23 protein-coding genes and 1 tRNA gene are annotated in these 20,010 nt (G+C 69.1%); 14 read left to right on the forward strand and 10 right to left on the reverse strand.

Annotated elements, in window-relative coordinates; all coding sequences use genetic code 11:
• Nucleotides 1-18: 18 nt before the first annotated feature.
• The 5 genes from ACO06I_RS15560 to rimM all read left to right on the forward strand — a co-directional run bounded on the left by ACO06I_RS15560 (nt 19) and on the right by rimM (nt 5,895).
• The gene (locus ACO06I_RS15560; protein ID WP_421933472.1) at nt 19-2,139 is read left to right on the forward strand and encodes a M3 family metallopeptidase; all 2,121 of its coding nucleotides are present in this window, start codon (nt 19-21) and stop codon (nt 2,137-2,139) included.
• A 148-nt stretch (nt 2,140-2,287) separates the two neighbouring features.
• Nucleotides 2,288-3,055 carry a hypothetical protein gene (locus ACO06I_RS15565; protein WP_421933473.1) on the forward strand — a complete coding sequence of 256 codons (768 nt, stop codon included), beginning with the start codon at nt 2,288-2,290 and terminating at the stop codon, nt 3,053-3,055.
• Nucleotides 3,056-3,240: 185 nt separating this feature from the next.
• Entirely contained in the window at nt 3,241-4,773 is a 1,533-nt protein-coding gene (gene ffh, locus ACO06I_RS15570) for a signal recognition particle protein (protein WP_421933474.1), read from the forward strand.
• A 19-nt stretch (nt 4,774-4,792) separates the two neighbouring features.
• Nucleotides 4,793-5,344 (forward strand): 30S ribosomal protein S16, encoded by a 552-nt coding sequence (gene rpsP / locus ACO06I_RS15575; RefSeq protein WP_421933475.1) that lies wholly within the window; start codon nt 4,793-4,795, stop codon nt 5,342-5,344.
• Nucleotides 5,345-5,370: 26 nt separating this feature from the next.
• Nucleotides 5,371-5,895, forward strand: coding sequence for a ribosome maturation factor RimM (gene rimM / locus ACO06I_RS15580; protein WP_421933476.1), 525 nt, complete (start codon nt 5,371-5,373; stop codon nt 5,893-5,895).
• Between the two features lie 2 nt (nt 5,896-5,897).
• Here the strand turns inward: rimM and ACO06I_RS15585 are convergent, their stop codons facing one another.
• A complete protein-coding gene (locus ACO06I_RS15585; protein WP_421933477.1) occupies nt 5,898-6,695 on the reverse strand; it encodes an isocitrate lyase/PEP mutase family protein in 798 nt (265 codons plus the stop codon).
• A gap of 83 nt (nt 6,696-6,778) precedes the next feature.
• Entirely contained in the window at nt 6,779-7,027 is a 249-nt protein-coding gene (locus ACO06I_RS15590) for a zinc-finger domain-containing protein (RefSeq protein WP_421933639.1), read from the reverse strand.
• 155 nt (nt 7,028-7,182) lie between these two features.
• Here ACO06I_RS15590 and ACO06I_RS15595 point away from each other — a divergent pair, with 155 nt between their 5' ends.
• The 4 genes from ACO06I_RS15595 (at nt 7,183) to ACO06I_RS15610 (ending at nt 11,383) form a co-directional block, all read left to right on the forward strand.
• A complete protein-coding gene (locus ACO06I_RS15595; protein WP_421933478.1) occupies nt 7,183-8,133 on the forward strand; it encodes an ABC transporter ATP-binding protein in 951 nt (316 codons plus the stop codon).
• A 46-nt stretch (nt 8,134-8,179) separates the two neighbouring features.
• Nucleotides 8,180-8,256, forward strand: a tRNA-Arg gene (locus tag ACO06I_RS15600).
• A 674-nt stretch (nt 8,257-8,930) separates the two neighbouring features.
• Entirely contained in the window at nt 8,931-9,731 is an 801-nt protein-coding gene (locus ACO06I_RS15605) for an alpha/beta fold hydrolase (RefSeq protein WP_421933479.1), read from the forward strand.
• Between the two features lie 140 nt (nt 9,732-9,871).
• Complete coding sequence (locus tag ACO06I_RS15610; protein WP_421933480.1) at nt 9,872-11,383, forward strand: MFS transporter; 1,512 nt, start codon at nt 9,872-9,874, stop codon at nt 11,381-11,383.
• Here ACO06I_RS15610 and ACO06I_RS15615 read toward each other — a convergent pair.
• From ACO06I_RS15615 to ACO06I_RS15635, 5 genes are all read right to left on the reverse strand, one after another.
• Nucleotides 11,380-12,156, reverse strand: coding sequence for a tyrosine-protein phosphatase (locus tag ACO06I_RS15615; RefSeq protein ID WP_421933481.1), 777 nt, complete (start codon nt 12,154-12,156; stop codon nt 11,380-11,382). The two genes, ACO06I_RS15610 and ACO06I_RS15615, sit on opposite strands and share 4 nt — an antisense overlap.
• 55 nt (nt 12,157-12,211) lie before the next feature.
• The gene (locus ACO06I_RS15620) at nt 12,212-12,424 is read right to left on the reverse strand and encodes a hypothetical protein (protein WP_421933482.1); all 213 of its coding nucleotides are present in this window, start codon (nt 12,422-12,424) and stop codon (nt 12,212-12,214) included.
• 388 nt (nt 12,425-12,812) lie between these two features.
• A complete protein-coding gene (locus tag ACO06I_RS15625; protein WP_421933483.1) occupies nt 12,813-13,409 on the reverse strand; it encodes a hypothetical protein in 597 nt (198 codons plus the stop codon).
• 49 nt (nt 13,410-13,458) lie between these two features.
• A complete protein-coding gene (locus ACO06I_RS15630) occupies nt 13,459-14,271 on the reverse strand; it encodes a heme-dependent oxidative N-demethylase subunit alpha family protein (protein ID WP_421933484.1) in 813 nt (270 codons plus the stop codon).
• Nucleotides 14,268-14,624 carry a VanZ family protein gene (locus ACO06I_RS15635; RefSeq protein ID WP_421933485.1) on the reverse strand — a complete coding sequence of 119 codons (357 nt, stop codon included), beginning with the start codon at nt 14,622-14,624 and terminating at the stop codon, nt 14,268-14,270. Before ACO06I_RS15635 ends, ACO06I_RS15630 begins: the two co-directional genes overlap by 4 nt.
• 67 nt (nt 14,625-14,691) lie before the next feature.
• Between ACO06I_RS15635 and ACO06I_RS15640 the strand changes: the two genes are divergently transcribed.
• Complete coding sequence (locus tag ACO06I_RS15640) at nt 14,692-15,348, forward strand: HAD-IA family hydrolase (protein WP_421933486.1); 657 nt, start codon at nt 14,692-14,694, stop codon at nt 15,346-15,348.
• Complete coding sequence (locus ACO06I_RS15645; RefSeq protein ID WP_421933487.1) at nt 15,345-15,653, forward strand: 4a-hydroxytetrahydrobiopterin dehydratase; 309 nt, start codon at nt 15,345-15,347, stop codon at nt 15,651-15,653. Before ACO06I_RS15640 ends, ACO06I_RS15645 begins: the two co-directional genes overlap by 4 nt.
• 34 nt (nt 15,654-15,687) lie before the next feature.
• Here ACO06I_RS15645 and ACO06I_RS15650 read toward each other — a convergent pair whose 3' ends face one another.
• Nucleotides 15,688-16,098, reverse strand: a complete 411-nt coding sequence (locus ACO06I_RS15650; protein WP_421933488.1) for a Tat pathway signal protein — start codon at nt 16,096-16,098, stop codon at nt 15,688-15,690.
• Between the two features lie 98 nt (nt 16,099-16,196).
• Between ACO06I_RS15650 and pseB the strand changes: the two genes are divergently transcribed.
• Nucleotides 16,197-17,261 carry a UDP-N-acetylglucosamine 4,6-dehydratase (inverting) gene (pseB, locus tag ACO06I_RS15655; RefSeq protein ID WP_421933489.1) on the forward strand — a complete coding sequence of 355 codons (1,065 nt, stop codon included), beginning with the start codon at nt 16,197-16,199 and terminating at the stop codon, nt 17,259-17,261.
• Complete coding sequence (gene pseC, locus ACO06I_RS15660) at nt 17,261-18,424, forward strand: UDP-4-amino-4,6-dideoxy-N-acetyl-beta-L-altrosamine transaminase (RefSeq protein WP_421933490.1); 1,164 nt, start codon at nt 17,261-17,263, stop codon at nt 18,422-18,424. The genes pseB and pseC overlap by 1 nt, the downstream gene beginning before the upstream one ends.
• Here the strand turns inward: pseC and ACO06I_RS15665 are convergent.
• Together ACO06I_RS15665 and ACO06I_RS15670 are read right to left on the reverse strand one after the other, a co-directional pair.
• On the reverse strand, nt 18,421-18,819 hold the full coding sequence (locus ACO06I_RS15665; protein WP_421933491.1) for a GFA family protein: 399 nt from the start codon (nt 18,817-18,819) through the stop codon (nt 18,421-18,423). The genes pseC and ACO06I_RS15665 overlap by 4 nt on opposite strands.
• Nucleotides 18,820-18,886: 67 nt before the next feature.
• Nucleotides 18,887-19,102 (reverse strand): tautomerase family protein, encoded by a 216-nt coding sequence (locus ACO06I_RS15670; RefSeq protein ID WP_421933492.1) that lies wholly within the window; start codon nt 19,100-19,102, stop codon nt 18,887-18,889.
• Between the two features lie 167 nt (nt 19,103-19,269).
• Between ACO06I_RS15670 and ACO06I_RS15675 the strand changes: the two genes are divergently transcribed.
• Nucleotides 19,270-19,962 (forward strand): winged helix-turn-helix transcriptional regulator, encoded by a 693-nt coding sequence (locus ACO06I_RS15675; protein WP_421933493.1) that lies wholly within the window; start codon nt 19,270-19,272, stop codon nt 19,960-19,962.
• The last annotated feature ends 48 nt before the right edge of the window (nt 19,963-20,010 follow it).

Below are 20,010 nucleotides of genomic sequence, written 5' to 3' on the forward strand. Positions count from 1 at the left end.
CCAATCCCCGGAGTCTCCATGCATCGGCGCACCTTTCTCGCCGCGACCAGCGCCCTGGCCGCCACGTCCCTGGTCCCGGCCATGAGCCTCGCCGCCGACGCCGATGTCCTGACCACCCCCTGGACCGGGCCCTATGGCGGGGTCCCGCCCTTCGACAAGGTCAAGGTCGCCGATTTCGCTCCGGCCATCGAGGCGGCCATGGCCCAGGAGCTGGCCGAGATCGACGCCATCGCGGCCAATCCCGCCCCGCCCACCTTCGAGAACACCATCGCGGCCCTGGAGCGGACCGGGGACGCCAAGAACCGGGTCGACACCCTCTACGGCATCTGGAGCGGCACGCTGTCGACCCCGGAGATGCGGGCGGTGGAGAAGGTGATGGCGCCCAAGGACGCCGCCCATGGCGACAAGATCCTGCAGAACGCCCCGCTCTTCAAACGCATCGAGGCGGTCTATGAGGCGCGGGCGACCTCCGGCCTGACCCCGGAGCAGCAGCGCCTGAGCTGGCTCTACTGGAACCGCTTCGTGCGCGCCGGCGCCAAGCTGTCGCCGGAGGCCAAGGCCCGGGTCGGCGCCATCAACCAGGAGCTGGCCAACCACTTCACCACCTTCAACCAGAACCTGCTGGCCGACGAGACCGACTACGTCCTCTATCTGCGCACCGAGGCCGAACTCTCGGGCCTGCCCAAGGACGTGCGCGACGCCGCCGCCGCGGCGGCCGAGGAACGCGGCCACAAGGGCGAGTTCGCGGTGCTCAACACCCGCTCCTCCATCGATCCCTTCCTGACCTATTCGACCCGGCGGGACCTGCGCGAGAAGGTCTGGCGGACCTTCTACAGCCGCGGCGACAACGGCGATTCCCACGACAACAACGCCGTCATCAAGAAGATCCTCAAGCTGCGGGTCGAGCGGGCCAGGCTGCTGGGCTATCCGACCCACGCCCATTGGCGGCTCGAGAACGCCATGGCCAAGACCCCGGACAACGCCATGGCGCTGATGATGCGGGTCTGGCCCTCGGCCATCGCCCGGGTGGGCGAGGAGGTGGCGGAGATGCAGGCCATCGCCGACAAGGAGCACGCCGGCCTGCGCATCGAACCCTGGGACTACCGCTACTACGCCGAGAAGGTCCGCGCCGAGCGCTACAACCTCGATATGAACGAGGTGAAGGCCTACCTGCAGCTGGACAAGCTGCGGGAGGGGATGTTCTGGGCCTCGGGCCAGATCTACGGCTTCACCTATCACCCGGTGACCGATGTCCCGGTCGCCCATCCCGACATCAAGGTCTGGGAGGTGAAGGGCGCGGACGGGGCCCATGTCGGCCTGTGGTACTTCGATCCCTACGCGCGGGCCGGCAAGCGCTCGGGCGCCTGGATGAACGCCTACCGCACCCAGGAGAAGTTCCGCGGCAAGATCACCACCATCGTCTCCAACAACGCCAACTTCGTGAAGGGCGCCCCCGGCGAGCCGATCCTGATCTCCTGGGACGACGCCACCACCATGTTCCACGAGTTCGGCCACGCCCTGCACGGCCTGAACTCCGATGTGAACTATCCCTCCCTGTCGGGGACCGCGGTGCCCCGGGACTATGTGGAGTTCCCCAGCCAGGTGAACGAGAACTGGCTGGCGACGCCGGAGGTGCTCAACCGCTTCGCCCTGCACCATAAGACCGGCAAGCCGATCCCGCCGGCCCTGATCGCCAAGATCGAGAAGGCCCACACCTTCCGCCAGGGCTTCGACGTCACTGAGTACCTGTCCTCGGCCCTCATCGACATGAAGCTGCACCTGGCCGGGGACGCCGACATCGACCCCGACGCCTTCGAGCGCGAGGAGCTGGCCAAGCTCGGCATGCCCAAGGAGCTGCCGATGCGCCACCGCACCCCGCAGTTCCAGCACATCTTCGCCGGCGACGGCTATTCGGCCGGCTATTACAGCTACCTCTGGTCGGAGGTCCTGGCCCACGACGCCTACGGCGCCTTCACCGAGGCCACGGGCCCCTATGACAAGGCCGTGGCCAGGCGCCTGCACGACAGGATCATGAGCATCGGCAACACCGTCGATCCCGCGCAGGCCTATCGCAGCTTCCGCGGCCGCGATCCCGACGTGAAGGCCTATCTCATCGACAAGGGGTTCCCCACCACCTGACCGGAGACCTCCCTCCCCATTTTGGGCGCCCCGACTGGATTTCGCCGCAAAGGCGAGACAGGGTCGAATGCGTGCAATTGCGACGGGAATTCCTGGCGCGAAAAATGCACGGAAGTCGGTATCGACACTGAGCTTGGGGCCCGTCCAGATGCGCTTTCCGCCTGCCACAGCCGCGATCCTGGGTTTCCTGGCCCTGCTGCCGACCGCCGCCCTGGCCCAGAATGGCGCACGCCCAGCGCCGCCAGCCCCGCTGTCGGCCATGCTGGACTGTCCCCCGTCGGGAAAGGCCGCCGCCGGCGCCCGCGTCGGCCACGGCAAGGGCCTGGCCGTCTGCAAGCTGCAGGCGACCGACAAGTCCCGCGCGCTCACCGCCATCGACGCGGCCCTGGACGCCGGCGGCTATCAGGTCTGGGACAACGAGGCGACCGGCACCTCCGGCGCCGTCCGCGTCCTGGAGACCAAGCCCTATGACGGCAAGACCTCCCTCGACCCGGCAAGCTATGCCGCCCCGGCGCCGCTGCGCGGCGCGCGCCTGGCGAAGGGCGTGAAGCGTTCCGCCCACTACGACGTCGCCGAGGGCCGCCACACCGCCCGCGCCGTCATCGCCCTGCGCGCGACGCCGGCCGTCACCGGCCGCAAGCTGGCAGACCTGAAGGACGGCGAGGACTTCGACGTCCTGGCCCGGGTCAGCGGTACGGGCTGGCTGCTGGCCGCCCGCGACGGCGTGGGGATCGGCTATGTGCCCGAGACCGTGGCCTGGCCGATCTACGCCTCTCCCGGCGTCTATATCGACACCGACAGCCGCCCCCTCTGCCGGGTGTTCGAGGCCCACGTCAATCCGCGGGACGGCGAGGCCGAGACCCGCCGCTACACCGCCTGCCAGGGCGCCGACGGGACCTGGCTGCTGCGCAGCTGAGGCTGGGCCGCCCCTTTCCTTGACCTTTCGGCCCTCCGAGCGCATAAGCGCGCCCTTCCGGCGCAGAGCAATCGCGCCCTCTACCGCTACGACCCCCAGGTCTTATCTGGGACGAGAGCGGCGAGGCCCCCCGTCGACGTGATCGTCCACGGGGGTCGATTGCGTTTGGGCCACAGGAGCGAAACTTGTTCGACGCGCTAACCGATCGGCTGTCTTCCGTCTTCGACCGGCTTTCCGGTCGCGGCGTGCTGTCAGAGAAGGACATCGACGAAGCCCTGCGCGAGGTCCGCGTGGCCCTGCTGGAGGCCGACGTCGCCCTGCCGGTGGTGCGCGACTTCATCGCCAAGGCCAAGGAGAAGGCCGCCGGCCAGGACGTGATCCGTTCGATCCGTCCCGCCGACCAGGTGGTGAAGATCACCTATGACGGCCTGGTGGAGATGCTCGGCGGCGACAGCGCCGAGGGGCTGAACATCAGCCTCAACCCGCCCACCGTGATCCTGATGGCCGGCCTGCAGGGCTCGGGCAAGACCACCACGGCCGCCAAGCTCGGCCTCAAGCTGGTCAAGGAGCGCAAGAAGGTCCTGCTGGCCTCCCTGGACACCCGCCGTCCCGCGGCCATGGAGCAGTTGGCCACCCTGGCGGTCGCGGCCGGCGCCGACTCCCTGCCCATCGTGGCCGGCCAGAGCGCCCCCGACATCGCGCGCCGCGCCATGAGCGCCGCCAAGCTGCAGGGCTACGACATCCTCATCCTCGACACCGCCGGGCGCACCACGCTCGACGAGGCGATGATGAGCGAGGCCGCCGAGATCGCGCGGATCTCGAACCCCTCCGAGACCCTGCTGGTGGCCGACAGCCTCACCGGCCAGGACGCGGTGCGCACCGCCAAGGCCTTCCACGAGCGCCTGCCGCTCACCGGCCTGGTCCTGACCCGCGCCGACGGCGACGGCCGCGGGGGCGCCGCGCTCTCCATGCGCGCGGTCACCGGCCTGCCCATCAAGTTCCTGGGCGTCTCGGAAAAGATCGACGGCCTGGATGTCTTCGACGCCGCCCGGGTGGCCGGCCGCATCCTGGGCCAAGGGGACGTCGTCGCCCTGGTGGAGAAGGCCAGCGCCGACCTGGACGTCGCCAAGGCCGAGGCCATGGCCAAGAAGCTGGCCAAGGGCCAGTTTGACCTCGACATGATGGCCGACCAGTTCGCCCAGATGAAGAAGATGGGCGGCATGGAGGGCCTGATGGGCTTCCTGCCGGGCGTCCAGAAGATCAAGAAGCAGATCGCCGACGCCAATATCTCCGACAAGGCCCTGGACCGTCAGGCGGCCATCATCTCCTCGATGACCAAGCTGGAGCGCAAGAAGCCGGAAATCCTGGCCGCCTCCCGCAAGCGCCGCATCGCCAAGGGCGCCGGGGTCGACGTCTCGGAGGTCAATCGTCTCCTGAAGCAGCACCGCCAGATGGCCGACGCCTTCAAGATGATGAGCAAGGACGGCGGCAAGGGCTTCGCCCGCATGGCCGGCATGATGGGCGGCGGCGGCGGCATGGACCGGCTGAAGTCGCTGGGCGGCGGCAAGCTGGCCATGCCCGACCAGAACCAACTCGAGGAACTCGGCAAGATGGCCGCGGGCGGGGGCAAGCTGCCCGGCCTCGGCGATGGCGGCCCCAAACTTCCCGGCCTGGGCGGCGGCCTGCCCCCCGGCTTCAATCCCTTCAAGAAATCCTAGATATAACAAGGACTAAACCATGCTGAAGATCCGTCTCGCCCGTGGCGGCGCCAAGAAGCGCCCCTACTACTCCATCGTCGTCGCCGACAGCCACTCGCCCCGCGACGGCCGCTTCATCGAGAAGGTGGGCACCTACAACCCGCTGCTGAAGCGCGATGACCCGACCCGGGTCACCCTGAAGCTGGAATCCATCCAGGCCTGGATCGCCAAGGGCGCCCAGCCCACCGACCGCGTCGCGCGCTTCCTGGCCCAGGCCGGCGTCGTGAAGTGGGAACACGGCAACAACCCCAACAAGGGCAAGCCCGGCAAGAAGGCGCTCGAGCGCACTGAAGAGCGCGCCCAGCGCGACGCCGCCGCCGCTGCGGCCCTGGAAGAAGCTAAGAACGCCCCGGCGCCCGAGCCGGAACCCGTCGTCGAAGCCACTCCGGAAGCTCCGGCCGCTGAAGCCCCGGCCGCCGAGGCGCCCGCCGCCGAGGAAGCCCCTGCCGCGGAAGCGGCTCCGGCTGCCGAAGAGGCCCCGGCCGCTGAAGCCGCCGCCGAGCCGGCCGCTGAAGAAAAGACCGAAGGCTGAGGCTTGGGTAGGAGGCGGTAAGTCCCATGGCTGACCGCCTCCTCCAGGTCGCCCGCGTCGCCGGAGCCTTCGGCGTGCGCGGGGAGATTCGCATCACCACCTTCACCGAGGATCCCCTGGCGCTGGCGACCTACAAGGTCCTGCTGCGCCAGGACGGGTCTGCGGGCCTGACCATCACGGCGGCCCGGCCGGTGAAGGGGGCGATCATCGCCCGCGCCAAGGGCGTCGACACCCGCGACCAGGCCGAGGCGCTGCGCGGCCTGACCCTCTTCGTCTCCCGCGACAGCCTGCCGCCGCCGGACGAGGACGAGTTCTATCTGGCCGACCTGATCGGCCTGCCCATCGAGGGCCCGCAGGGCGAGGCCCTGGGGACGGTCAAGACCATCCAGGACTTCGGGGCCGGCGACCTGATCGAGGTCCAGCCCCCCATGGGCCCCAGCTGGTGGCTGCCCTTCACCCGCGAGAACGTGCCCGAGGTGCGGATGAGCGAGGGCAAGCTGATCGCCATCCCGCCCGTCCTGGTGGGCGACCCCGAGCCGCACGACGAATAGGGCTATCCAAACCGCTTGTTGAAGCTGGGCAGACCTTCCGCCAGGGGCGCGAGGGGATCGGACTCGCCGTCCTTAAGATAGGCCGCCGTGGCCCGGGCGAGCGTCCCGTAGGCCGCGGCGAACAGGCCGCCACCCGAGGACAGCCGCCGCACCCCGGCCGCCTGCAGCCTGGCGGCGCTGGGCAGGCCAGGGCGCGCCATGGCGTTGACCGGCTGGGCGATCTCGCGGGCGAAGGTGGCGAGCAGGGCTTCGTCGGTGGGGCCGGGCACGAAGATCCCGTCGGCGCCGGCCGCCGCATAGGTCCTGGCCCGCGCGATCACCTCGGCCTGGGCCGCCTCGCCCGCCATCAAGCCCTTCAGATAGACATCGGTGCGCGCGTTGATGAACAGGGCGACCCCGGCCTGGTCGGCGGCCTTGCGGGTCGCCTCGATCTTGCGGGCGTGCAGGGCCGGGTCGCGCCGGCCGTCCTCCAGATTGATCCCGACGGCGCCGGCGCCCACCACCGCCTTGATGGTCTCGGCGAGCGCGGACAGGTCGTCGGTGTAGCCGCCCTCGATGTCGGCGGTCAGCGGGACCTTCAGGACGCGGGCGATCTCGTCGATGGCGGTCAGCAGCAGGGGGACGGGGAAGAAATCGCCGTCGGCGTAGCCGTGGGCCCAGGCCATGGCGGCGCTGGAGGTGGCCACGGCCTTGGCGCCGGCGTCCTCCATGACGGCGGCGCTGGCGGCGTCCCAGGCGTTGGGCAGGACCAGGATCTCAGGGCCTGAGTGCAGGGCCTTGAAGGCGGCGGCTTGGCTCATGGGCGTCTCCTCTTCTCGTCAGGACGATATAGGAAGCGCCTCCGTGACATGCTCGCGGAGAACGGACCCAGACAGTGTCCGAGCTAGTGGCCGTGCGGGCCCTCATAGACGCCCGGGGCCAGGCGCTCGTCCTCGGGGCCCTCGGTCCCGGCGGCCAGCACGAAGCGGCGGTCGCAATAGGGGCATTCGACGAAGGTCGCCTCGCCCATCTCCAGCCAGACGCGCGGATGGCCCAGCGCCCCGCCGACGCCGTCGCAGGCGATGCGGCCGGTCCGCACCACCACCGTTTCCGGAGCCGGCAGGTTCGGGGTCAGGGCCGGCTTGGCGGGCATGGGTTCGGCGTGGGCGCCCTGGTTGGGGACGGGAACGGCTTTGCGGGCCATGATGCAACTCTCCGGCGGCGAACGCTTGGCGACAGGTCCGCGCGCGCCTAGGTATGCGACCATAGCTTTCGCCGTCAATCACGGCCGTTTTCGAAAAGTCCCGTATGATCCTTCCCGACTTCGCCATCGAGGCCAAAGGCCTCGTGAAGACCTACCCGGCCACCAAGACCACCTCGGAGATGCAGGCCCTGAAGGGGATCGATCTGGCGATCCCGCGCGGCTCGATCTTCGGCCTGCTGGGGCCCAACGGCGCGGGGAAGTCGACCTTCATCAACATCCTGGCCGGCCTCACCAAGAAGACCTCCGGCACGGTCTCGATCTGGGGCCGGGACATCGACGAGCGGCCCCGCGACGCGCGCGCCGCCATCGGGGTGGTTCCCCAGGAGATCGCCGCCGACCCCTTCTTCACCCCGCGGGAATCCCTGGAGGTCCAGGCCGGCATGTACGGGGTCCCGGCCAAGGAGCGCCGGACGATGGAGCTGCTCAATGCGCTGGGCCTCGGCGACAAGGCCAACGCCTATGTCCGCCAGCTCTCCGGGGGCATGAAGCGCCGCCTGATGGTGGCCAAGGCCATGACCCACAATCCGCCGGTCCTGATCCTCGACGAGCCCACCGCGGGCGTGGACGTCGAGCTGCGCAAGCAGCTCTGGGCCTATGTGGTGGAGCTGAACCGCAAGGGCGTGACCATCGTGCTCACCACCCACTATCTGGAGGAGGCCCAGGAGCTCTGCGACCAGATCGCCATCGTCAACCGCGGCATGGTGGTGGCCTGCGAGCCCACCTCGACCCTGCTGGCCCGGATGGACGTGCGCAACGTGGTGGTGACGCCGGAGGAGCCGGTGACGGTCGCCCCCGAGCTCCCGGGATTCGAGACCAGGCTGCGGGCCGCCGGCGCCTTCGCCGTCTCCTACCGCACCGGCCAGTCGAGCGTCGAGCAGGTGCTGGCCGCGGTGCGCGGGGCGGGGCTGCACATCAAGGATATCGCCACCGAGGACCCGGACCTGGAGGACGTCTTCGTGTCCCTGACCTCGGCCCCGGCGCCGATCGACGCCTGAGCCTTCCGTTCCGCGCGGCTTTCCGCTAGAAGCGCGTTTCCGAAACGCACCCGTAGCTCAGCTGGATAGAGCGTTGCCCTCCGAAGGCAAAGGTCACACGTTCGAATCGTGTCGGGTGCGCCAACGGACTTCCGAAAAAATAACGACTTATGCCCAGGTCGTCTTGCGCGAAGCCTCTGCCGATACGCTCTGGTCCGCACGGCGCGCGGAAATTCACTCGCCGAGGCGATTAGAAGTTGGGTTGGACGGAGGCCCTTAGGCACTGCCAGGTCGGAAAAACGTTGCCCGCCTTCCGTATTGGCGGCGGCCTAGTTAGAGACATCTGAGTCACCAGTGGGAGCGCGGCGCCAACCACCTTGCGCCCAGCCGGGAGAGCGCGAAGCGGTTCGCCATCGGGACGGGATACGTGACGTCGAGAAGTTCCTGAGCGCCCAATGCTATGTCGGCGGCCTCGGCATCGTCCGCCACTGACAAGCTCAATTCGGAAATGGAGCGCAAGCCACGTTCAATTCTCTGACCACAGCTCGTACAGAAATTGTCCGACTGGCTGATTGAGACCAAGTGACTTCCGGCGGACCGGCAATGTCCGAGTTGGGTCGCATCCAGCCCTTGCTGCTGGGCCGGGAAGCTGACGTCGGCGGCGAAGTGGGGGAGGTCCGCTTGTGGGCCAGGCGCAAACTTCTGATGTTGGCGCAACTCGGACGGCCGGGCGGCGTGTCGGCCGGCCCGATCGCTCACCTGGTGAAGTTGACATCCCTCGACGTGAGAGCAAGCTGGTCCCTGGGTGAGGGGACATCATGCCGAAAACTCCGAAATCGGACCGTCGCGCCGTCCTGACCGGCGCGCTGCTCGCCGCCACCCCAGTCGCCGCCGCGGCGAGGCCGCGCGGCCGAGGCAAACCGACAACCTTCTTGCTGGTCCATGGCGCCTGGCACGGGGGCTGGTGCTGGGATCAGGTGAGCGCCCGCTTGACGGCCCTTGGCCACGTCGTCATCGCGCCGACCCTGACGGGCCTGTGCGAGCGTTCCCACCTGCTCAGTCCAAACGTCAATCTCACCACCCATATTGACGACATCGCGGGCGAGATCCGGTTCAAGGACCTGTCCAACATCGTCCTCTGCGGCCATTCCTACGGCGGCATGGTCATCACGGGCGTGGCCGAGCGCTACGCCGAGCGGATCGGCTCGATCGTCTACCTGGACGCCTTCTGGCCGCGCGACGGCCAGTCCCTGGACGACATCACAGGCCGCGCCTCCCAGCCCGGCGTGAACCCGACGCGCGTCGCCAGCAACTTCATGGACCCGGCGAACGCCGCCTGGGCGAACGCCAGGCTGACGCCGCAACCGGTGGAGACCTTTCGCGAGAAGCTGAAGGTGACCGGCGCCGTCGAGCGCATTCCCAAGCGGACCTTTGTCCAGGCGACCGTCGGCGAGACGCCCTTCTTTGCGGCCGCGTTCGAGCGGGCCAAGACGGCCCCGGGGTGGAAGACCGTCCAGGTCAATTGTCGCCACGACGTCATGGTCGACCAACCGGACCAGATGACCCGCATTCTCCTCGACGCAGCCCCCGGGCCGCGGGACCCTCTCCTCAAGCTTTGACCTGTGATCCGCGCCCTTGGCGCGCGGCCGCACGCGGAAGCGTGATCGCCGGGGTCGATTGACACCTCGCCCGCGCGCCCCCTCTCATGCGGGCATTCATCCGGCGCGACGACCGGCGTTCATTTTTGCAGGAAACCATAATGGCCAGTTCGGCGCACATAGGCGCGCGCGTACCCCTCCGCACAAAGTTCTTCTTCGGCCTCGGCGCCGGGGCCGAGAGCATCACCCTCGCCGCCGTCGGCGGCTATGCGATGTTCTATTACAACCAGGTCCTGGGCCTGCCCGCGACGCTCGCGGGCCTGGCCATCACCGTCAGCCTGGTGCTGGACGGCTTCGCCGACCCCATCGTCGGCTCGCTGTCGGACCGCACGCGCGGCAAGCTCGGCCGCCGCCACCCCTACATGTACATCGCGCCGATCCCGGTGGCGCTCTGCATCCTGGCCCTGTTCAACCCCCCCGCCGCCTTCGCCCCGGTCTGGCTGTTCGTCTGGTTCGCGGGCTTCATCGTCACCCTGCGGGTGTTCATGGCCGTCTATCACGTGCCGCACCTGGCCCTGGGGGGCGAGCTCTCCAGCGACTATACCGAGCGCAGCCGGGTGATGAGCTGGAACAACCTGCTGGGCATGATCGGGGCGGCCGGCGCCAGCTTCGTGGCGCTCACCTTCTTCTTCCACAAGACCGCCGAATATCCCCGCGGCCTGCTCAACCCCCACGCCTACGCCCCCTTCGCCATGGCGATCGCCGGCTCGGGGCTGGTGCTGCTGTTCGCCTCGGCCTGGTTCACCCGCGACCGCATCCCGCTGCTGCCCAAGACCCCCGACCACCTGCCGGCCTTCACCCCCTTCGAGTTCATGAAGGACATGGGCAGCGCGTTCTCCAACCGGAACTACGTCTACCTGCTGATCGCCTACTTCTTCCTGTCCCTGATGCTGGGGGTCCGCCAGGGGCTGGGGCTCTACATGAACACCTTCTTCTGGGAGTTCACCTCCGAGCAGATACGCTGGTTCGTGATCGGCACGCTCAGCGGCTACTTCCTGGGCTTCGCCACCGCGGCGCGGCTGCACGGGCGGTTCGACAAGAAGATCGCCATCATCGTCACCTGCGTCCTGCTCTCGACGATCCCGGCCATCGCCCCGGTGCTGCGGATCCTGGGGATGTTCCCAGAACCCGGCCAGCCGATGCTGCTGCCGCTGATCATCGTCTTCACGGGGCTGGGCTCCTGCGTGGCCAGCATCATGAGCATCAGCGTCATGTCGGCCCTGGCCGACATCGCCGACGAGAACGAGGTCCGCTACGGCTACCGGCAGGAAGGGGTGCTCTATTCGACCCGCGCCCTGTTCTCCAAGATCGACAGCGCCATCGGCCACTTCTTCGCCGGCGTCGCCCTGGATATCGTGGCCTTCCCGGAAAAGGCCCAGCCCGGCCAGGTGGACCGCCAGACCCTGATGGACCTGGCCCTGGTGGACGCCCCCTTCGCGGCCATTCCCGGCCTGATCGCGGTGTTCTTCTACGGCCGCTACAAGATCAACCGGAAGAGCTATGACGCCACCCAGACCATCCTGCGGGAACGGCGGCGCGAAAAGGCGGCCCAGGCCGCGCCGGCCGGTCAGCCGGGGGCGGAGCCGGACGGCCTGCTGGCGGAAGCCACCTAGCGGATCAGGCGGGCGCGGATGGCTTCCCGAGCCGCCGCGTCCGCGCCGACCTGGTCCAGATAGGCGTCCACCGAGCCGCTGTGGGCGCGGATGGAGGCCAGGGCGGCGTCCAGATAGCTGGCGTCGACCCCCAGGAAGGCCCGCACCGCGGTCTCCGAGGGCCGCTTGCCCAGCGACTTCTCCAGGGCCTCGGTGACGGTCGGCAGCCGCGCCTCGACCCGGGCGGCCACATTGGTCAGCAGATAGTCCGCCCGCGCGTCGTCCTCATGGACCCCCAGGATGTGGTGGGTCAGGGCCGCCAGCAGGCCGGTGCGGTCCTTGCCCGCCGTGCAGTGGATCAGCACCGGGCCGCCCTCCGCCGCGAGGGCCGCGAAATAGCGGCCGAACAGCTCCAGGTGCCGCGGCTCGAAGGGCGCCTTGTCGTAATAGTCGAGGAAGAAGGCCCGGGCGCTCTCCGGCGTCAGGTCGGTCTCCCGCAGGAAGGCGACGTGGGGCGCCTCGGCCTGGTCGCCCAGGTCGCACTGGATCAGGGCGGCGGAAAAGCCGTCGGGACGCAGGTTGGGATCGTTGTCCCGCTCCCGAGGGCGGCGCAGGTCCACCACCGTGGCCAGGTTGAGGCCGGCGATGGCCTCAAGGTCGGCAGGGGTCGCCCGCGCCTGGTGGGCGGCGCGGAACAGCCGTCCCGAGGCCACGCGCCCATGGCGGGAGCCATAGCCGCCATAGTCGCGGAAATTCTCGACGCCCTCGAGGGGCAGGATGCGGGGGGCGGTCATGAACTCTTCCATGAGGCTCACGATCCTGGACGGCAAGTGTGACGGTCTTGCGGGCCTAGAGCTGGTTGTACTCGCCGCAGCGGCACTTCACGACCACTTCGCGGGCCGCGCTCTCGTCCTCGGCGATGAGGATGACCTCGTCGCAGGCCCCGCAGGTGAAGGCGGCGCGGACATTGGCGGTGTGTTCCAGGTCGATCTGGACGGCTTCCACCAAATCCCGGCGGCCGATGAACAGGCTGGGGAAAACGCGCATCGAAGTCATGATCATGGAACTCGCCTCACTCTGGCTCACATCGCCGGGTCTCGACCCGACCCTGCAAGAGTGAGGGTTATGGCCTTCATTTGCTGCAATGCAATGACAACCGTGGCGCCTTGTGCAGAAAGGCTCCGAGGCGCCCAAGCCGCGAACAACTTGCGCGACGCAACATCGCCCGGCGCCATGTTGGCGGTCGCCTGGCCGGCGCGGCGGACGCGCCGCCCGCGGCCCTAATAGACCAGGTTGAAGCTCGCCAGCGCGGCCGCGGCGGTCAGGAACAGGATCACCGCCAGGATTTCGTAGCGTTTGAAGAGAGGGCCGTTCGGCGATCGCATCTTGGTCTCCACTCGTCCCGGCTCGGGACACCGAGGATCTTTGACGGCAAGCCTCGCGCCAGGCCTCAGGGCCGGGCGGGGACCTTGCCGGGCCAGGTGAGGAAGCCGTAGCGGTCACGGCCGGCGGCCTCGCGCGGACCGCAGTCGCAGTCGCGGCCGCCCCGGGCGTCGTAGCCGGCGCGGGACTCATAGCCGCCGCGCTCGGCGTAACGGCTGCTGGAGCTCTCCGACTGCTCGGAGTAGCGCTCCCGATAGGTCTCCTGCGTCTCGACGCTCTCGCTGTAGCCCCGGATGTGGCGCTCGGGGACCTCGACATAGCCGTCATAGGCCGGGGCCGGGGGACGGCCGCCGGCATAGGCGTATTCGCGCACCTCGGCGTAGCCGCCCTCGCGATGGACGGCGTGGGCGACGCGGCGGACGGCATGGCGACGCACCGCCTTGGGGGGCGCCGGGGGAACATAGACCGCGCGCTCCGGCGTCATGGCCGGCGCCTGGACGACGGCGGGCGTCGGGGCCGCGGCGGGCGGGCAGGCGGTGGCGGCGGCCTGGCAGCAGCAGGCCTGGGGCTTGGCCGGCGCCTGGGCGGTCTGCAACAGGCCTTTGGAATCGCAGGCGGCCAGGGCCAGGAAGGCCAGGGCGGGAAGGAGGGTGCGCAGGCGCATTGGGGTTGTTCCGGCGTCCTGAAAACAAGGGTCGCGAGAACGTTGGGGATCAGGCGCCGTTAACGCTGTGACTTTCACCCTCGGCGCGAAGAAAGGCCTCCACCAGGTCTGCGTACAGGTGAAAACCCTTATAGGCCGCGAAATCGGGGGCGGCCGCGCGCCAGGCCTCGGCGAAGGCGGCGAGGCGTTCCGGGGTCTGCGCCAGCTCGGCGAACGGGGTCAGCCAGACCCGGATGGAAAACAGCACCCCGCCCGTCGCCGGCAGCCGGCGCACCGTCTGGCGCTCCACCCGGGTGAACAGGGCCTGGCCCACCTCGCTCGGCGAGATCTCGCCGATGCGGGCGCGGATGGGACCTGAGAAGGGGGTGAAGGTTTCGCCGGAATTGACCACCGACCAGTTGCGCCGCTGCAGGATCAGGCCTGGGCGCAGGCCGTCGAAGATGCGGACCAGGCGCGCCAGGAAGCGGTCGGAGAAGCCGTTCACCGGGCCGTGGATCTCCGCCAGGCTGCGGCCCAGCACCTCGCGGGCGGTGAAGAAGGTCGGCGCCGACAGGCTGATGGCCGCCACCCGCCAGGCGCCGTCGGTCTTCTCCATCAGCACCAGGTCGTCGGCCACGGTGCGGGCGGCGGCGTAGAGGGGCGGCAGGCCGCCGGGATCGGTGATCCCCAGCAGGGCGGCGGCCTCGGCCTGACCGGGCCGCGAGGCCGGGGTCTCGCCCCAGACCAGCTCGCGGTGGGCGGCGTAGAGGGGATCCTTGCGGGCGGCGGGGTCGGCCTCGCCGCCCTCCAGCCAGCGGGCCTCGTCGATGGGCGAGAGCCCGATGGAAAAGTCGGCGGACTCCTCCCAGGGACGGTGGCTCATCGGCGTCGCAGCCTCTGGACCAGGGCGTAGGCCAGCAGCGCCACCGCCACGCCGAGGCTGTCGGCCACCAGGTCGCGCCAGTCGCCCTGGCGTCCGAACCCCATGGTGGCCTGCAGGAGCTCGATAAGAGCGCCAAGCCCGACGGCATAGGCGGCGATGGCTCGAGGCCGGCGGTGCGACAGCAGCAGGCCCGTCGCCGTCAGGATGAACCAGGCGATGCTGTGCTCGATCTTGTCGCCCATGCCCACCGAGGGCAGCTCCTTCTGCGGAACCAGGCACATGGCTGTCAGGATGGCGGAGGCCAGGGCGTAGAGGGCCAGGCGGATCGGGCGCGGCAGGCGGTCGATAAACATGTGCTCTAACTTGCACGTCTCCGTCGGCCTCTCTAGCGTCGCGCCGCATTTCAAGACGGAGCGAACCATGGCGGTCGAGGCGGTGATCTGGGATTTCGGCGGGGTGTTCACCTCCTCGCCCTTCGAGGCCTTCGCCCGCTATGAGGCGGAGAACGGGGTGCCCAAGGACCTGATCCGCCGGGTCAATTCCACCAATCCCGACACCAACGCCTGGGCGCTGTTCGAGCGCAATGAGATCGACACCCAGGGCTTCGACAGGCTGTTCCTGGAGGAGTCCACGGCGCTGGGCCACCCGATCCCCGGCAGCCACGTCCTGCCCCTGCTGTCGGGGGTGGTCCGGCCCCGCATGGTGGCGGCGCTGAAGGCCTGCAAGGAACAGTTCAAGGTCGGGTGCATCACCAACAACATGGTCAGCATGCACTCCCCCGGCGCCGACGCGCCGCAGCGGGCGGCCGGGGCCATGGGTCAGATCATGCCGCTGTTCGACCACATCATCGAGAGCTCCAAGGCCGGGGTCCGCAAGCCCGATCCGGCCATCTACCTGATGATGTGCGAGGCCCTGGGGGTGGAGGCGGGCGCCTGCGTCTATCTCGACGACCTGGGGATCAACTGCAAGCCGGCCGCCGCGCTCGGCATGCGGGCCATCAAGGTGGTGGATGTCGACCAGACCCTGGCCGAACTCTCGGCCGCCACCGGCCTGGTCTTCGACGAGGCGGTGTCATGAGCCGGCCGGGCAAGATCGGCGCGGCCGCGGCGCTCGCCAAGCTTCCGGGCTGGAGCGCGCTGGGCGGCCCCCGCGACGCCATCACCCGGACCTATCTGTTCCCGGACTTCAACACCGCCTTCGGCTTCATGGCGCGGTCCGCCCTGATGGCCGAGAAGCTCGACCACCATCCGGAGTGGTTCAATGTCTACAATCGGGTCGAGGTGACGCTGGCCACCCATGACGCCGACGGGGTCACCGAGCTGGACGTGACGCTCGCCACCTTCATGGACGAGGCCGCCCACCACGCCGGGCTGAAGAACTAGGAGCCACGCCCTCCCCTTTTCTGGGAGAGAAGGGTCAGTTGACCAGGATGGTCCCCAGCAGCAGCCGGCCGCCGGGCTTGCCCAGGACGCGATCGGTCTCGCGCTGAAGCTCGCGGGCGATGAAGTCGGCGTTGGGGGGACCCGACGCGTTCATCCCCGAGGCGTAGATCTGCAGGGCCTGGACGAAGGCCGCCCGGAACCGGGGCGCCAGCAGTTCGGCGCGGGCCCGCAGGGCGACGTCGGGAATGTCGATGCCGGTCTCCACCGTCAGGACCCCACGGCGGCCGTTCGGACGCATGATGGTCGCCGTCAGGGTGGGCAGCTGCAGGTAGGACAGGCCGCCGCCCTTCTTCTTCTCGCTCTTTTCCCCGCCCCCGGACGCGTGGGCGGCCGCCGGCAGGGTGGCGGCGAGGGCGGCGAGACGGAGCAGGCGACGACGATCCATGCCGTGACGGTGTGCCGCATTATGGTTAGCGGTCTCTTTACGGGCGGCGTCCGACAGTGCGGCGAAGATTCGCACCTTTCGTACATGGGAGCCCGCCCTTGGGCCGCTTTGCGCCAACCTCTCTCGACCTCGACGGCAAGGTGATCCTGATCACCGGCGGGACGGGATCCTTCGGCAAACGCTTCATCGAGACCGTGCTGCTGCGGGCCAAGCCCCGCAAGTTGATCGTCTATTCCCGCGATGAGCTGAAGCAGAGCGAGATGCAGACCGACCTGGCCGAGAAGTTCCCGGCCGAACAGCTCACCTGCATGCGCTTCTTCCTGGGGGACGTCCGCGACCGGGAGCGGCTGACGCTGGCCCTGCGCGGAGTGGATATCGTCATCCACGCCGCGGCCCTGAAACAGGTGCCGGCGGCGGAATACAACCCCTCCGAATGCATCCACACCAACATCATGGGCGCGGAGAACGTGGTCTGGGCCTGCCTCACCAACCGGGTGAAGCAGGTGATCGCGCTCTCCACCGACAAGGCCTGCAACCCCGCCAACCTCTACGGGGCCACCAAGCTGGCCTCGGACAAGACCTTCGTGGCGGCCAACAACCTGTCGGGCGACATCGGCTGCAAGTTCTCCGTGGTCCGCTACGGCAATGTGGTGGGCTCGCGCGGCTCCGTGGCCCCGGTCTTCCAGCGGCTGCTGGCGCGCGGCGCCACCGAGCTGCCGATCACCGATCCGCGCATGACCCGGTTCTGGATCACCCTGAACCAGGGGGTCGATTTCGTGCTCTCCTCCCTGTCGCTGATGCGCGGCGGCGAGGTCTTCGTGCCCAAGATCCCCTCGATGAAGATGACCGACCTGGCCCAGGCCATGGCGCCGGGCGTGGCCATCAAGGTGATCGGCATCCGTCCCGGCGAGAAGCTGCACGAGATGATGATCTCGGTGGACGACGCGCGGACCACCGTCGACCTCGGGGACCGCTACGCCATCGAGCCGGCCTTCGTGGAATACACCCGGCAGAGCTACGCCAGGACCCATCCCCTGGCGCCGGACGGCTTCTGCTACGCCAGCGACACCAATGACGAGTGGCTGAGCGGCGAGGGGCTGATGGAGCTGATCAACGATCCCGCGCCGGTGGCGCCGCCCCTGCGCCGGCGGCTGACCGACTGATGGCGGCGTCCCTGCTCCCCTATGGCCGCCAGACCATCGAGGACGACGATATCGAAGCCGTCGCCCAGGCCCTGCGCGGCGACTTCCTCACCACCGGCCCCCTGGTGGACGCCTTCGAGACCGCCTTCGCCGAGACGGTGGGCGCCCGGCACGCGGTGGCCTGCGCCAACGGCACGGCGGCCCTGCACCTGGCCATGCTGGCCCTCGACGTGCAGCCCGGCGAGGTCTGCATCGCGCCCTCCATCACCTTCCTGGCCACCGCCAACTGCGCCCGTTATGTGGGCGCCGAGGTGGTGTTCGCCGACGTCGACCCCACCACCGGCCTGATGACCCCCGACACGCTGTCCGAGGCCCTGACCCGGGTCGGCGACCGCCGGCTGCGGGCCGTCCTGCCGGTCCACCTGCGGGGCGACGTGGCCGAACTTCCGGCCCTGGCGGCCCTCGCCCGGGACGCCGGCGCCGTGCTGGTGGAGGACGCCCCCCACGCGCTCGGCTCCACCATGAGTTTCGGGAACCAGGCCGAGAAGGTCGGCGACGTGCGCCACTCGGCCATGGCCACCTTCTCCTTCCACCCGGTCAAGACCATCGCCACCGGCGAGGGCGGCATGGTCACCACAAATGACGAGCGCCTGGCCCAACGCCTGAAGACCCTGCGCAGCCATGGGATGGTGAAGCCGGAGGGGGCCGATCCCTGGATCTACGAGATGCCCGAGCCGGGCTTCAACTACCGCCTGCCCGACATCCTCTGCGCGCTCGGTCTCTCGCAGCTGGCCAAGCTGGACCGCTTCGCCGCCCGGCGAAGGGCGCTCGCCGCCCGCTATCAGGAGTCCCTGGCCTCGCTGGCGCCGATCGTGCGCCCGGCCACGCGCCCCGACTGGAGCGAGCCGGTCCTGCACCTGATGACCGTGCTCATCGACTTCCCCGCGGCCGGCAAGACGCGGCGCCGGGTGGTGGACGACCTCAAGGCGCGCGGGGTGGGAACCCAGGTCCACTACATCCCGGTCCACACCCAGCCCTATTACCGCGACCGCTACGGCCCGCTGGACCTGCCCGGCGCCCAGGCCTGGTACGAGACCTGCCTCTCCCTGCCGCTCTATCCCGGCATGGCCGACGCGGACGTCGACCGGGTGGTCGCCGCCCTTGCCGAGGCGCTGGGGGTCTAGGGGCGGAACGGGTGGCCCTCGAAGCGGACGGCGTCGTCGGCGATCTCGCACCAGGCCGGCTTCTCGGCGACGAATTCATGAAACCGAATGCGGACGCCCGGATCGTCGTCGAGGGAATGGGCGGCGATGGGGAAGGCGTCCGCGTCCGCCCCCGCCTCGCCGAGACTGGAGCCGCAGCGGCGACAGAACCGACGCGCGTGCTTGAACGGCGCCTCGGGCGCATAGACCGCCACCAGCTCTTCCCCCGCCACCCACCGGAAGGTTTCGCGCCGCACGAACACGAAGGCGCTGGAGCCCGCCTTGCGACACCGGCCGCAATGGCAGACGCCCATCAGGCGCGGCGGCGCCGACAGTTTGAATCGGACGGCGCCACAGCAACAGCTTCCACGGATCATCGACGAGCTCCCCTTATGGCCGAAACCTAACGCAAGCCTGTCGATGTCCCGTGTCAGCGGTGCAGGCCTAGCCCGCGGCCATCGCCTTGACGTCCGCGGCGCGGAGGGTCTGTCCGCCAATGCCCCAATCGCCCTGTTCGATCTCGACGATCCTGACCCAGGTGACCCCACGCAGAGCCTCGCCCTCGATACCGACCATCGTGTCGGTCACCTTGGCGATCATCTCCGCCTTCTGTTCCGGCGCAAAAACGTCCTTGATGACTTCAATCGTAACTAGCGGCATGTCGTTCTCCTGTTTGCATGCGAGCCGAAAACGCCGGCTCGGGTCGCCAGTGGAGAATTGGACGCGCCGCGGCCAGTTCATGGGCTGAAGCAATCCACTACAGTTCCTGTAGTTCATTCCGCCGACCGGGACCGGTAGGCTGGGCGCCCAGCTCCAGGAGGCAGCCCATGCGCTACGGTCAATTCTGCCCGATCGCCAAGGCCACCGAGATCCTCGGTGAGAAGTGGACGATCCTAATCCTTCGCGAACTGCTGATGGGCGCGCGGCGCTTCAGCGAGTTGCAGCGGGGTCTTGGAGACGTCTCACCGGCCCTGCTCTCCAACAGGCTTCGGACGCTGGAGGCCCATGGGCTGGTGGTCCGCCGGCGCGGCTCGGGGGAGCGTCAGCACCAGTATTTTCCCACGGCGGCGTGCGAGGCCCTGCTGCCGGTCCTGGTCGCGGTGGGGGAGTGGGGGCTGGTCTGGGCCCGGCACAACGTCCTGGACGAGGAGCTCGATGTCGACCTGCTGCTGCTCTACCTCGAGCGCAGCATCCAGCCCGACCAGCTGCCCGGACCGCAGACCGTGGTCCGGTTCCGGTTCGCGGATCTCTGCGATCAGAAGGATTTCTGGCTGCTGGTCGCGGGCGACCGCGTGGAGCTGTGCGTCGTCGATCCGGGGCGGGACGTGAATGTCTTCTTCGAGTGCGCCCTGCGGACGATGCACGACCTGTTCATGGGGGAGCGCAGCTATCGCTCCGCGATCGAATCGGAGGACCTGCGGCTCGAGGGCGACCCCGCCCTGGTGCGCAATGTCGGCCGCTGGCTGAAGCCGAGCCTCTTCGCCGATTCGCCGCGCCAGCCCGCCGCAGCGCCCGCCTGACCTGATCGCGTCTGGATCAGGCCGCCCGGCCCGACTGGAGCGGCCCGG

It is taken from the genome of Phenylobacterium sp. (assembly GCF_965229015.1).
In the GTDB taxonomy this organism is placed as follows: Bacteria; Pseudomonadota; Alphaproteobacteria; order Caulobacterales; family Caulobacteraceae; genus Phenylobacterium.

Bases quoted from the DNA above. Each gene is read 5' to 3' on its own strand.
- ACO06I_RS15560 (WP_421933472.1), top strand. From the start codon at position 19: ATGCATCGGCGCACCTTTCTCGCCGCGACCAGCGCCCTGGCCGCCACG.
- ACO06I_RS15565 (WP_421933473.1), top strand. From the start codon at position 2,288: ATGCGCTTTCCGCCTGCCACAGCCGCGATCCTGGGTTTCCTGGCCCTG.
- rpsP (WP_421933475.1), top strand. From the start codon at position 4,793: ATGCTGAAGATCCGTCTCGCCCGTGGCGGCGCCAAGAAGCGCCCCTAC.
- rimM (WP_421933476.1), top strand. From the start codon at position 5,371: ATGGCTGACCGCCTCCTCCAGGTCGCCCGCGTCGCCGGAGCCTTCGGC.
- ACO06I_RS15585 (WP_421933477.1), bottom strand. From the start codon at position 6,695: ATGAGCCAAGCCGCCGCCTTCAAGGCCCTGCACTCAGGCCCTGAGATC.
- ACO06I_RS15590 (WP_421933639.1), bottom strand. From the start codon at position 7,027: ATGCCCGCCAAGCCGGCCCTGACCCCGAACCTGCCGGCTCCGGAAACG.
- ACO06I_RS15595 (WP_421933478.1), top strand. From the start codon at position 7,183: ATGATCCTTCCCGACTTCGCCATCGAGGCCAAAGGCCTCGTGAAGACC.
- ACO06I_RS15605 (WP_421933479.1), top strand. From the start codon at position 8,931: ATGCCGAAAACTCCGAAATCGGACCGTCGCGCCGTCCTGACCGGCGCG.
- ACO06I_RS15610 (WP_421933480.1), top strand. From the start codon at position 9,872: ATGGCCAGTTCGGCGCACATAGGCGCGCGCGTACCCCTCCGCACAAAG.
- ACO06I_RS15615 (WP_421933481.1), bottom strand. From the start codon at position 12,156: ATGACCGCCCCCCGCATCCTGCCCCTCGAGGGCGTCGAGAATTTCCGC.
- ACO06I_RS15620 (WP_421933482.1), bottom strand. From the start codon at position 12,424: ATGATCATGACTTCGATGCGCGTTTTCCCCAGCCTGTTCATCGGCCGC.
- ACO06I_RS15625 (WP_421933483.1), bottom strand. From the start codon at position 13,409: ATGCGCCTGCGCACCCTCCTTCCCGCCCTGGCCTTCCTGGCCCTGGCC.
- ACO06I_RS15630 (WP_421933484.1), bottom strand. From the start codon at position 14,271: ATGAGCCACCGTCCCTGGGAGGAGTCCGCCGACTTTTCCATCGGGCTC.
- ACO06I_RS15635 (WP_421933485.1), bottom strand. From the start codon at position 14,624: ATGTTTATCGACCGCCTGCCGCGCCCGATCCGCCTGGCCCTCTACGCC.
- ACO06I_RS15640 (WP_421933486.1), top strand. From the start codon at position 14,692: ATGGCGGTCGAGGCGGTGATCTGGGATTTCGGCGGGGTGTTCACCTCC.
- ACO06I_RS15645 (WP_421933487.1), top strand. From the start codon at position 15,345: ATGAGCCGGCCGGGCAAGATCGGCGCGGCCGCGGCGCTCGCCAAGCTT.
- ACO06I_RS15650 (WP_421933488.1), bottom strand. From the start codon at position 16,098: ATGGATCGTCGTCGCCTGCTCCGTCTCGCCGCCCTCGCCGCCACCCTG.
- pseC (WP_421933490.1), top strand. From the start codon at position 17,261: ATGGCGGCGTCCCTGCTCCCCTATGGCCGCCAGACCATCGAGGACGAC.
- ACO06I_RS15665 (WP_421933491.1), bottom strand. From the start codon at position 18,819: ATGATCCGTGGAAGCTGTTGCTGTGGCGCCGTCCGATTCAAACTGTCG.
- ACO06I_RS15670 (WP_421933492.1), bottom strand. From the start codon at position 19,102: ATGCCGCTAGTTACGATTGAAGTCATCAAGGACGTTTTTGCGCCGGAA.
- ACO06I_RS15675 (WP_421933493.1), top strand. From the start codon at position 19,270: ATGCGCTACGGTCAATTCTGCCCGATCGCCAAGGCCACCGAGATCCTC.